This is a genomic window from Veillonella sp. (assembly GCF_019414865.1).
GTDB lineage: Bacteria > Bacillota > Negativicutes > Veillonellales > Veillonellaceae > Veillonella.
Genome location: NZ_DXLG01000050.1, coordinates 1 through 11,055, shown reverse-complemented (window position 1 = coordinate 11,055; position 11,055 = coordinate 1). Strand labels below are relative to the sequence as shown.

At 37.1% G+C, this 11,055-nt stretch carries 12 protein-coding genes and 1 tRNA gene; 2 read left to right on the top strand and 11 right to left on the bottom strand.

Going from position 1 to position 11,055, the window contains the following annotated elements; genetic code table 11:
- The 4 genes from QZ334_RS04665 to ilvB all read right to left on the bottom strand — a co-directional run.
- A partial coding sequence (locus tag QZ334_RS04665) for a hypothetical protein (protein WP_295232324.1) occupies positions 1-413 on the bottom strand: 413 nt, incomplete at its 3' end.
- 31 nt (positions 414-444) lie between these two features.
- The gene (locus tag QZ334_RS04660; RefSeq protein WP_105089499.1) at positions 445-1,032 is read right to left on the bottom strand and encodes a beta-class carbonic anhydrase; all 588 of its coding nucleotides are present in this window, start codon (positions 1,030-1,032) and stop codon (positions 445-447) included.
- A gap of 162 nt (positions 1,033-1,194) precedes the next feature.
- Positions 1,195-1,707 (bottom strand): acetolactate synthase small subunit, encoded by a 513-nt coding sequence (ilvN, locus tag QZ334_RS04655; protein ID WP_156719064.1) that lies wholly within the window; start codon positions 1,705-1,707, stop codon positions 1,195-1,197.
- An 8-nt stretch (positions 1,708-1,715) separates the two neighbouring features.
- Positions 1,716-3,443 (bottom strand): biosynthetic-type acetolactate synthase large subunit, encoded by a 1,728-nt coding sequence (ilvB, locus tag QZ334_RS04650; RefSeq protein WP_295232321.1) that lies wholly within the window; start codon positions 3,441-3,443, stop codon positions 1,716-1,718.
- A 193-nt stretch (positions 3,444-3,636) separates the two neighbouring features.
- Between ilvB and QZ334_RS04645 the strand changes: the two genes are divergently transcribed.
- Positions 3,637-3,915 (top strand): glutaredoxin, encoded by a 279-nt coding sequence (locus QZ334_RS04645; protein ID WP_295232318.1) that lies wholly within the window; start codon positions 3,637-3,639, stop codon positions 3,913-3,915.
- A 49-nt stretch (positions 3,916-3,964) separates the two neighbouring features.
- On the opposite strand, the gene QZ334_RS04640 is transcribed toward QZ334_RS04645, so the two are convergent.
- Positions 3,965-4,294, bottom strand: a complete 330-nt coding sequence (locus tag QZ334_RS04640) for a nitrous oxide-stimulated promoter family protein (RefSeq protein WP_005385779.1) — start codon at positions 4,292-4,294, stop codon at positions 3,965-3,967.
- A gap of 9 nt (positions 4,295-4,303) precedes the next feature.
- Complete coding sequence (locus QZ334_RS04635) at positions 4,304-5,119, bottom strand: class I SAM-dependent methyltransferase (RefSeq protein ID WP_005385776.1); 816 nt, start codon at positions 5,117-5,119, stop codon at positions 4,304-4,306.
- A gap of 601 nt (positions 5,120-5,720) precedes the next feature.
- On the opposite strand from QZ334_RS04635, the gene QZ334_RS04630 reads away from it, so the two are divergent.
- On the top strand, positions 5,721-6,140 hold the full coding sequence (locus tag QZ334_RS04630) for a hypothetical protein (RefSeq protein ID WP_005385774.1): 420 nt from the start codon (positions 5,721-5,723) through the stop codon (positions 6,138-6,140).
- Positions 6,141-6,223: 83 nt separating this feature from the next.
- Here QZ334_RS04630 and QZ334_RS04625 read toward each other — a convergent pair.
- The 5 genes from QZ334_RS04625 to QZ334_RS04605 all read right to left on the bottom strand — a co-directional run bounded on the left by QZ334_RS04625 (position 6,224) and on the right by QZ334_RS04605 (position 10,933).
- Positions 6,224-6,298, bottom strand: a tRNA-Arg gene (locus tag QZ334_RS04625).
- A 171-nt stretch (positions 6,299-6,469) separates the two neighbouring features.
- A complete protein-coding gene (locus tag QZ334_RS04620) occupies positions 6,470-6,928 on the bottom strand; it encodes a low molecular weight protein-tyrosine-phosphatase (protein ID WP_039969030.1) in 459 nt (152 codons plus the stop codon).
- A 36-nt stretch (positions 6,929-6,964) separates the two neighbouring features.
- Positions 6,965-7,600, bottom strand: a complete 636-nt coding sequence (locus QZ334_RS04615) for a flavodoxin family protein (protein WP_005385772.1) — start codon at positions 7,598-7,600, stop codon at positions 6,965-6,967.
- Between the two features lie 210 nt (positions 7,601-7,810).
- Positions 7,811-10,057, bottom strand: a complete 2,247-nt coding sequence (locus QZ334_RS04610) for an autotransporter outer membrane beta-barrel domain-containing protein (protein WP_295232312.1) — start codon at positions 10,055-10,057, stop codon at positions 7,811-7,813.
- Positions 10,058-10,210: 153 nt separating this feature from the next.
- Complete coding sequence (locus QZ334_RS04605) at positions 10,211-10,933, bottom strand: DUF4198 domain-containing protein (RefSeq protein WP_039969029.1); 723 nt, start codon at positions 10,931-10,933, stop codon at positions 10,211-10,213.
- Between the last annotated feature and the right edge of the window lie 122 nt (positions 10,934-11,055).

Sequence of the window (11,055 nt, the reverse complement as noted above, 5' to 3'; positions counted from 1 at the left end):
ATATTTAATTGCGGTATATTCCACTCATTATGTAAATAGATGTTACAAATGATCTCATCGCCTATTGAATTATTAGCTATAAATTGATAGCGCCCTAATTCTTCATTGCTATATACTCTTTCAACCTGATTTAAAGTAGTAGCACCCCAAAATCGACTAAATTCTGACCAAATAATTTCCGTATCAACTTGAGATAATTCAACCTGTAGTCTATATGTTATGCCAACTTTGCATCGTTTTTTTAAGCCCTTTTCGTCAGCACTACAAACCTTAGTGGAGCCTTTATCAAAAGACCATTCTAAACCATTTAACGATTGAACTTGGGTAGAAATGAGATTTTTAAAATTTGAAAAATCTCCGAGAAAATGTTTACACGCTACCTCAAATGTATCTAGTCTATCTATATTACTCAATTCACAATACCTCTTTTAAAGTATTTACCTACTATTTTTCGTAATATTGTTTCATTTGTGTATAGCCATTAACGATGACTTCAATTTCACCTGTTCTAGGATGGAAGATAAGACCGTGAATAGGTACGTCTTTCGGAATCAAAGGATTCATACGCAATTCGTCTACAGTGTCTTCTACATTTTCAGCAGGGTGTGTAAATCCATCTGCCCAGCGTTCCATTTCTTTACGGACCATATGAATCGCTTCTGGTGCAATACCACGAGCCAACATTTTTTCTGTTAGATCTTTCGCTGTAGTTTTTGCCATACCACATTCGTGATGACCAATGATAAAGATTTCATTAACGCCTAGCTCATAAATACATACAAGTAAACTACGTACAACGCCATCAAAGGGACCTGTAATACAGTTCCCTGCAGTCTTTACAATTTTCGCTTCACCTCGGCCAATATCCATGGAATCTTCTAAGAAGTTAACAAGACGTGTATCCATGCATGTAACGATTGCCATTTCACGACTAGGCATCTTACTGCATTTAGTATCTGTTTCTACGTAACCTGTATTTTGATCTTCTACATATTCTCTATTATGGGCTAAAATATCATCTAATAAACTCATAGTACCTCCTATATAAAAAGACCTTGGCATACAACCAAGGTCTCTATATCAATAATGGTCGATATAAATATTATATCATATTCAGTTGTATCCATTCTAAATCACTACTAGTCTTAGATCATTATTCTCCAAAAATAGAATTAGAATAATTAGAGTTAAAACTTATCTATCAGGTGTAGATAGTGCTTCGATAGCTACGCTACCACCGCGTACAACTTCAATGCGATTGACGAACATATCTTTAAATAGAGCAATCATGTCGTTATTTTTAGATACTGTTTTTACACATTGTACGAGAACGGATTTGCGGTTATAATCGACTACCAACAAGTCAAAGGTTTGAGCAATGCGGAAGATTTCTTGTTTATCTGCTTCTTTGCAACTGTTGACCTTAATAAACAATAGTTCTTTCTTTGTAATCGGCATATCCGTAAAGTCGATAACCTTAATTACCTCAACACTGCGATTAAGCTGTTTAATGATTTGTTCGTATGTCAAATCGTCGCATGTGAGCTCAATGGTCATACGAGACATGGTATGATCTTCTGTCTCCCCTACAGTCAATGTATCTAGGTTATAATTTTTACCTGCGAAGAGGCCTGAAATTTTAGCCAATACGCCGATTTGGTTTTCTACATACGCTGAAATACAGCGTTTTTCCATATGTAATTCCATAGCCCCTCCTATTTTTTATCCTTTAATAACATATCATTTAAAGATTTGCCAGCTGGTACCATTGGCAATACATTGAGCTCCGTTGGAATGATGAACTCAAGTAATGTAGGACCATCTTTGAAAGTATCTGCCAATTGGAACCCTTTTTCGATATCCTCTACCTTAGTAATGCGCATTGCCTTTGCACCATAAGCTTCTGCCAATTGTACAAAGTTTGGAACATATTCAAACTCATCATTATCGATCATATCACGCGTCACAATAGAGCTTTCATCCATCAACAAATTAGTACAAGCATATCTTTTGTCGTAGAACAATTGTTGCCATTGGCGTACATTACCAAGGAAGCCATTATTCAAAATGATTAGTGTTACAGGTAAACGGTAATGCATAGCTGTGGCAAATTCTTGGATATTCATTTGTACGCCACCATCGCCACAGATAGCAAATACTCGTTTATCAGGGTTGCCGATTTGAGCCCCTAACGCCGCTGGGAACCCATAGCCCATCGTGCCAAGGCCACCAGATGTCAACATTTGGTGTTGTCCTTTAATTTCAAGGAACTGAGTAGTCCACAATTGATTTTGTCCTACATCAGTAGCAACAATAGGTCGTGCATAGTGGTTATTAATATAATCAATAACAATTTGAGGTGTTAAGCCCTCTTCACCAGCTTGTGTAACAGGGTGCTCAGCCTTAAGTTGTTGTAATTGCGCAGGCCATTCACCAAGATCATGAGGTTCAATATATTCCAATAATTTTTCAATAGCTAATTTAGCATCTGCTACGATTGGAATATCCACCTTAATATTTTTAGAAATAGATGCTGCATCCACATCAATATGGATAATCTTACAATTTTGTGCAAAGGTACTTAATTTGCCTGTAATACGATCGTTAAAGCGTGTACCAATAGAAATCATTACATCACAATCAGTGAGTGCCACATTCGGTGCATAGCCACCATGAATACCAATATTGCCGAGATATAAAGGATGTCGACTATCGATAGCACCTTTACCCATCAATGTAGTTACAACAGGAATGCCTGTTTTTTCTACTAGCTTCATCATGAGATCGTTAGCACCACTAATGCTAACGCCACCGCCTAATAAGAATAGTGGTCTTTTAGCCTTGCTGATAATAGAGCATGCTTTTTTTACTTGTCCTACGTGAACTGTTGTATTTGGTTTATAGCCACGAATATTAACCTCTGTAGGATACTCATCAGAACCCATAGCCTTTTGAATGTTTTTAGGAACATCCACCACTACAGGACCAGGACGACCAGTACGGGCAATATAAAAGGCTTCTTTCAAAATACGCCCTAGCTCTTTACGATCACGAACGGTAACAGCATATTTACAGATATTACGCACAATACCAACCGTATCCACCTCTTGGAATGCGTCATTGCCCATGAGTCCCAAGTCTACTTGACCTGTAATACAAACAAGGGGCACACTATCAGCGTATGCTGTAGCAATACCTGTCACAAGGTTTGTCGCACCTGGTCCAGAGGTTACCATACAAACCCCTACCTTACCCGTGCTACGAGCATAACCATCTGCTGCATGAGCCAATGCTTGCTCATGACGTGGCAAAATTACTTTTACCTTATCTTGTTTATATAATTCATCCATGATATCAATGGTTGCTGCCCCAGGATAGTTGAATAGTATATCCACCTGCTCCTCTTGAAGGGCCTTCACCACATATGCTGCGCCTGAAATCATAGGTGCCTCCTTAACTATGTAAAAAATGCATATCGCATTCTCAATATTCTCATTCGATATATCCAAAAAATTGAATATCTTATATAGATGTGTTATACTCAGTAGTGTACCACATGTTGTGGTACATGAGTATGTAATAAATCTCAAATTATAGAAATATATATTAATTTTGTCTGGAAAGGACTGTAAAACCATGAAAGAAATCTTAGGTTTCCACTTAAACGGTTGCCCTTATTGTGCAAATGCATTCCGTGCTATCGATGAACTTGTTGCAGAAAACTCTGCATATGCAGACATTCATATCAACTGGGTTGAAGATCAAGACGCTCATGAGCTCTTCAAAACTCACCCTTATGAGTACTATCCAAACTTATGGTTCGACCTCGACAAACAATATGAGGCTCAACCTGGTGAAAGCTATGACCAAACAAAAGCATTAATCAAAGCTGTATTGGACAAAGCAATCGCATAAGATTATTACATGAAAACGTGATAAAACCATTAAAAAGAGGCTAGCATGGCTAGCCTCTTTTTTTGTCTTTCCATTCAAGATACATATGTCTAATGACTTGGATCGGCGATACCAGTAACATCCTTGGTCCACCATAACGCATAATTTCACGGATTTTTTCACGATAATTAGGTGCATAGCAATGGGTTTTACATACACTACAGAATGTTTTACTTTCCATATGAGGACATGCATCAATGCGATGCTCCGCATATTCCCAAACCTGCTCGCAAGCCTCACATAGCTGCCCCTTAGGAGTATGGTGCTTATTATGACAATAGATGCCAATAATTTGGTACATAGTTTTTAGTTCTAACTTACGTTTTTCATCAACTGTCATACTACCCTCCTATTTCACAGACCATGATACCCATGCCACTTTATCAACTGTTTTATTATGGATTTCTCCATTAATGGCTAATGGTTCAATGAGATTCCTAATTTCTACTTTCATATCTTCTATATCGCCCCATGTATTATTATGAAGTCGCATAGCAAAGTAATTAACCGCTTTATCAAGGCTCATAACCTCTGTTTCAGGCACTGTTTTATAAGTCACTTTTACATTATGTCCTATTTCATGGATAACATCTAAACATGCTTTCATCTTACCATCCCAAGGAAATGAATCGCGACCAAAGAAATGTTCAGATAACATATCTACCGTTTCATCACTGCGTTCACTAAAAGCGATCCACAAGCATTTGTCCTTACTTGATTCATGCATGGCGCGAATGTTTTCTACATCAAACATGATAGGGCAAAAAATACTATATGTTAAATCAAAGGTTTTATCCCATTTTAGTTCACGGCGAGTTTCATCAGACCACGGTGCAATATACAAGCTAAGATCTAAACCTTCTGCCTCTGCTAATTGTTTAGCACCACGAATCATACCATCAGATAAATCTATACCTGTTGCCTTATAGCCTTCACGAGCCAATCCTAATGCATAGTCACATACACCACAGCCAATATCAAGGGTACAACCGTCTTTAGGGGGCAAAAGATTTTCATCCTTCAAGAAGGATAAAAACTCTGTAACCTGCGCCTTACGATCGTCCCGATTGTGCATTTCTACAAAGTAATTAGATCGATTATTCCACGCATCTTGCTCATTACGCCAAGTTTCGTCGACGGTGAGTTCTTGTATTCTATTTGTCATTCTATCTCCTCTGTATCACTACATCAAAACTATTCAATGATACAATTTAGTACTTTATTAATCTTAATTAGATAATTTATATGTTATTCATCACGTCCTATATGCCTAGTGTTCCAGCTAGGATGTTCAGATTTTTACAAGGACAATCTTATTGTACATCATTCTCAAAATAAAATGTGTTACTCAAATCACATTTACACGCTATTTCAATACTATCAAATATAAAATCCTATATGGAGCTTTTAGCTGTACCACATCCCCTATATATCACCATAAAAAAACCTCCACTCATTGGAGTAGAGGTTTTCTAAATCATTTATATCAACAATATGCTCATTACTTCGTAGCTGTTCAGATCCAGTAATGAAAGCTTCACGTAGACCCTAATTTCTTCTCTAACAATTTTCTTGTTTCCCTCTTGAGTAAAGGCTTTTTAATCCCGAAAAACACAGCAATGGTGGGAATCAACATATACACTCTTACTCCATTTAGTAGTTCGTGCATGTATTTCCATTCGTTTCTCTCCTATTACTAGAGTTAATATAGCTGTTTCATATATTATTTATATTTATTATAATAAAGAAAAGGAGGCTTTGAAAGTATGGGAAAATATATGATAATCCTTATGTTTCTATTGATCGCTATTGCTGTAGTTTTTGCTACTTATAACTTATCTATAATCAGATCTATGCCTCCTGGAGAGCGTTATAAACTTCTTTACTTTAAGGATGATCAAGTCTCTATAGGCATTGGCTTAGTAAGAAGAACATTTAAATTTAGCGATATTCGTGAGGTACGTTTTTCTAAAGGAAAACAATTCCGTAGTATGGGTAGCTGGGCCGGCAGAATGCAAATTTGTAAACTAAATGGTAAAACAAGCCGTTGGATAGAATTTGATGGTACTGTCTATTACAAAAAGATGGTATATATAACTAATGAAGAAATCATTGATAAATCAATAGACTTACTGATGAATGAATTTCAAGCACGAGGAATTCGTTGTACTAAATATAGATGCTAACATATAATTTTCTGAACTATACATCAACCTAAAGAATAAAGACACATAAAAAGGCTTCTCGAAATTTCGAGAAGCCTTTTATTTGGTGCGCCTAGCAGGAATCGAACCTGCGCACCCGGTTCCGGAGACCGGCGCTCTATCCCCTGAGCTATAGGCGCATGAATACCTAAAAATTATACCATATTACGTTATGGTTCGATAGTATAAAGTATAAAGCAAGATAGTCTGTATATAGAAAAGGCCTTACTATTAAATCAATTCAAGATTGGAATAACTATAGTTAAACTCAATCACTATTGCTACATCATCTAATAGTAAGGTCTTTATATTTATATTTTTTCTTTAATCAACGCTAATAGAGCATCACAGCTACGACTGACATCATCATAGGTTTCATCAAAATTTCCCGTATACCAAGGATCCTTTACATCTCGGCTTTCACCAACAAAAGACATGGCCTTGAATACCTTAGAATCTAAATCATCACCAATAATTCGTTTTAAATTACGTCCATTATTTTCATCCATAATAATGAGGTAATCGAAGTTGTGATAGTCATCAACAGTTACTTGACGAGCCTTACGACGAGTATAAGGAATACCCATTTCATCTAGTTTTTGCTTAGTCCCATAATGGGTGTCGTTTCCTATCTCCTCACGAGATGTGGCGGCAGACTCAACGTAAATAGAATCGCTAAGTCCAGCTTTCGCAACGATATGCCTCATATAAAACTCAGCCATCGTTGAACGACAAATATTACCATGACAAATGAATAAAATTTTAACCATCATAACTCCTATAGTACCTAACCAAGCGCTAAGGTATTAACGTACAAAGTTCGTAGATACGTTTTTCTCTGTATCTGGATATGGTACACCTTGTTCCTTAGCTACAGCAAAGCTACGCATCATCCAAACCATATTTCTAGCCAAGTTGCGCATTGTTTGCATACCTTCTTCATCTTGCTTAGCATCTTCGGCTACTAGACCATGGCTAATATTCCAATATGTAGAGCCTGCAATTGGCATTTGAGAAATACCAAAGTATTTATTAAGTACATCAAAGGAAGCCGTTGTACCACCGCGACGAGCTACGGCGATAGATGCACCTGGTTTAAAGGCAAATGGATTTGGCTTTACACTTTCTGCACTAAAGAATACGCGATCTAAAAAGGATAAAATACGTCCACTCGGATGTGCATAATATACAGGTGTTGCAAAGATAAAGCCATCTGCATCCTTCGCTTTTTCTACAAAGGCATTTACATCATCATCCTTAAATACACATTCACCATGTTCAAAACAATAACCGCATTGAATACAATCTCGAATCGGCTTATTACCAAGTTGAATGACTTCAGTATCTACATTTGCCTCAGTAAAGACCTTTTGTACTTCTTTTATAGCTTGCATTGTTGTGCCATTCACATGACTACTACCATTTACGATTAAAACTTTCATATTATATCCTCCTAACTCTTACTTAAGAAGTTACATATTAACTAGCCTCTATATACTATCATAGAAATACAAAATTGTTAAAGTCTGCCTATCACAGCAAGCCAGTTAATATTGTCTATTTGCCGATAAAGAATAATTCACATAAACACTTTTACAAAAAAACTCTGTAGCAACTCAATTCAAGCTACTACAGAGTTTTCATATATTTAATTAAAAGTTATGTCTAACGCCTGCATCGATACGCCATGTATTATCTATAGTAGCACCAAAGTTTTTAGTGAATGTACCATATAGATATGTACTAGGACGAACGCTCCAAGAACCGCCGATTTCCGCATCAAGCCATGTATCCTTTAAATCTACAGTTGTTTGTACTGTTGGATTACCTGGTGCAGAATATGTAGTATTTACCTTACCAGAGAATTCATGAGCTAGTGCTAGTTTTGCAAAGATATTAGATTTTTCTGTTTCTTTACCAATACCAATACCAAGTCTACCTACCGCAGAGTTTACAGCATCAGATTTCACATGCATGGATCCGCCGCCTGCAATAGTTGCATCATAGGATACACCATTTAAACGCCCTAGAATAAATTCTACACTAGGGTCGATATAGAAACCATTTTGTTTTTTAATACGTTTGCCATATTCAGCACTCAAGGATGTACCAAATGTATGGTAGTTACCATTCAAACGTTGGCCACTAATTGAGTTAAGGCTATAGTCGTTGGATAATCTATTACCACGAGCGATGATATCTATATACCGACCATCCTCATGTTGTTTTGTACCATATAAGGCTATACCGCCAAGCTTACCGTCGCCACTGCCGTTGGCATAAGAGTTGCTAGATGTGCTGTAATCAATAGCACCACCAAAAATCCAACCATTAGTTGCCTTATGGTCGTAACCAACTTGTACGCCATTGTATGTCATATGTGCATCAGCACCATCTGTAATCTTAGATTTACCACCTATATATTTAGCCCATACTCCTTTATCTGTATTAGCTAGACGAAGGTCACCTAAACGACGTTGTAAATTATTAGTATTATTTTTCCACGCCATAACTGTTGAAGTAAGGGCAGATTTTGTGCCACCTACGAGCGATGATTCACTAGCACGAACAACTTTTGTTGTATCATCTACAACGAGATGACCTTGAGAATCAAAATGATCTGCCCCTAGGTCTGCTACAGCACCAGGTGTAGTAACACCTTCATTAATTTGAACTGTTGTGCTAAGCTTCTTATCATTGCCTGTGTATTGTAATTTCTCAGCTAATGCTTGAATATCCTTTTTGTAGCTTGCATCGTCGATGGTATTACCGGAATGGTCGCCTTGCATTGTAATATGGCTATTATCCGCCGCATGTTCAACGATGATTTGCCCTTTTCCTGTATCACTAGCCGGCACACCAAATTTATAAATAGTATTCACATAACCGCTATAGTTCTGAATTGTTATAGGCCGCGCATCGATAGGATGAATGTTACCTACTGCAGTTGGGTTAACACCACCTACAAAATTACGAACCTTACTGCCCTTGTATAGGTATGCTGCATTATCCCCTGATGGACGTTCTTTTTTAGGTGTAGGGCGCTCTATACCAATCCACTCATTATTCCAAGTAGCACCATTTTGTAAGTAAATATCTGCACCAGAATTATGAGGATTTTTATTGCTTTCAGCATATTCATTTAATACAGCACCTGTGAGGCTAGAATTTGGTGTTGTGAAAGCTAAACCTACATTCGTCGGTTCTTCATTATGGTTTGGATCGCGACCATAGTCCTTATCGATTAAGCCTACATTACCAACAACAACCAAGTCATGAGTGCCTGGATGTTTGCCATCAGCGCCTGCATTAACATATACATCCCCTTCTTCTGCTACTACAGAATAGGTATCAGATGTTTCTACAGGATGAGTGATAATCTTACCGCCTCCATCAACAAGGATATGACCTCGTTGATTGACTTGTAAACCAGAGCCGATAGCATCGATATCTACATTACCTTTCACATGAATATTAGTATCACCATAGTCTCGATCAGGGTTATCTTTACTTAGACGTGGTACCTTACCGCCATAACCAGCATAGACTGCACTCATATAATAATGACCTAATTCTCGCTTCGATGCTGGTGCATCATTCTTTAATCGTACAATAAGGTCTTTATCTACCGTTAGTTGTGAACCAAAGCCATTATAAATACCTGTAACATTCTTACTTTTACCAGCCTCTGTTAAACTTTTACCATGTACATTAACTGTTAATGTATCCTCTATGTGTTTAACCTCAGGTTGCGTTTGTACTGGTGACCCCATTGTTAAACCCAGCAACTCCTCTGCTTTATCGCTTGTTACAGTAATTTCTGTTGCTATCGCAGAATAAGATATACCAGTTAAAACTAAAGCAGCCATCACAGCGGATAAATGGCGATGTAACTTCATAATAATCTCTCCTTTTACTTACCTTGTAGGTAAGTGTCCTCACAGAACACATTTACATTTTTATTTGCTCAAAATATAAAAAGACCCCCTTAGTCCAACTAAGGAGGTCTTCTATTAACTCACACACTCGGTAAGTACTAAAATTACTAATTATTATTCTTCAGGAGAAATAAGGAAGGACAATGCACTAAAGTATTTATTTTGTTCCCCTTTAGTTTGTGTAGGGAATGCAACTTCAACACCTACTACATTTAAGCCATCTGCTGTAACAGCTACAGTAGCTTTACCATTTTCATCGGCTTTAGCTTCACCAGTTAAATCATTTACTAAATCTTTGATAAGAGGTGCATTCGCATATGGTTTACCATCTTTAAACACTTGGATTTCATAGGTATCACCTTTTCTTAATGTCAATGGATTAACAGAAGGTACAATTTGAATAAATGCATTCTTATCTACAAATGGTTTTGCTTGTGCATTCCAGTAATGAACATCATATTTGATAGCATGTGTACTCTTAACCGCACCAGGAACTTCGGTGATTGGTTTATGAATTGTTTTACCATCTTTAGTCTTAGTCCAGTAGCCATAATCGAAATTAGTTACAGTTACACCAAGATCTGCTGGTGGAACAATAGCTATATTTTTTTCATGCTTCACAACTTGTACTGGAATTTGTTTGCCTTGTACATCATATGCAGTAATATTTTTTACCATATCTGCACTATAAGCATTATCTACAGGACCCTCACCTAATACAAGTACTTTTTCATCTGTACGGTTAGCGAAGAACACACCATGTGCATCAACAGAAGAGCATACACAGCCTGCAGCTAAACCTACAGCAAATAAAGAAGCTAGAATTTTCTTATTCATAAGAACCTCCATAATCAATAACTTGTTTCAACAAACTTGATATTATTATACAGCCTTCCATACGTTTCGTATATACCAATACCCCTATAACTTAGTTAATATGCAGAGTTAGTATATACAAC

Excerpts from the sequence above, each read along its gene's own strand:
- QZ334_RS04645 (WP_295232318.1), top strand. The coding sequence starts at position 3,637 with ATGAAAGAAATCTTAGGTTTCCACTTAAACGGTTGCCCTTATTGTGCA.
- ilvB (WP_295232321.1), bottom strand. The coding sequence starts at position 3,443 with ATGATTTCAGGCGCAGCATATGTGGTGAAGGCCCTTCAAGAGGAGCAG.
- QZ334_RS04630 (WP_005385774.1), top strand. The coding sequence starts at position 5,721 with ATGGGAAAATATATGATAATCCTTATGTTTCTATTGATCGCTATTGCT.
- QZ334_RS04605 (WP_039969029.1), bottom strand. The coding sequence starts at position 10,933 with ATGAATAAGAAAATTCTAGCTTCTTTATTTGCTGTAGGTTTAGCTGCA.
- QZ334_RS04640 (WP_005385779.1), bottom strand. The coding sequence starts at position 4,294 with ATGACAGTTGATGAAAAACGTAAGTTAGAACTAAAAACTATGTACCAA.
- ilvN (WP_156719064.1), bottom strand. The coding sequence starts at position 1,707 with ATGGAATTACATATGGAAAAACGCTGTATTTCAGCGTATGTAGAAAAC.
- QZ334_RS04615 (WP_005385772.1), bottom strand. The coding sequence starts at position 7,600 with ATGAAAGTTTTAATCGTAAATGGTAGTAGTCATGTGAATGGCACAACA.
- QZ334_RS04610 (WP_295232312.1), bottom strand. The coding sequence starts at position 10,057 with ATGAAGTTACATCGCCATTTATCCGCTGTGATGGCTGCTTTAGTTTTA.
- QZ334_RS04635 (WP_005385776.1), bottom strand. The coding sequence starts at position 5,119 with ATGACAAATAGAATACAAGAACTCACCGTCGACGAAACTTGGCGTAAT.
- QZ334_RS04620 (WP_039969030.1), bottom strand. The coding sequence starts at position 6,928 with ATGGTTAAAATTTTATTCATTTGTCATGGTAATATTTGTCGTTCAACG.
- QZ334_RS04660 (WP_105089499.1), bottom strand. The coding sequence starts at position 1,032 with ATGAGTTTATTAGATGATATTTTAGCCCATAATAGAGAATATGTAGAA.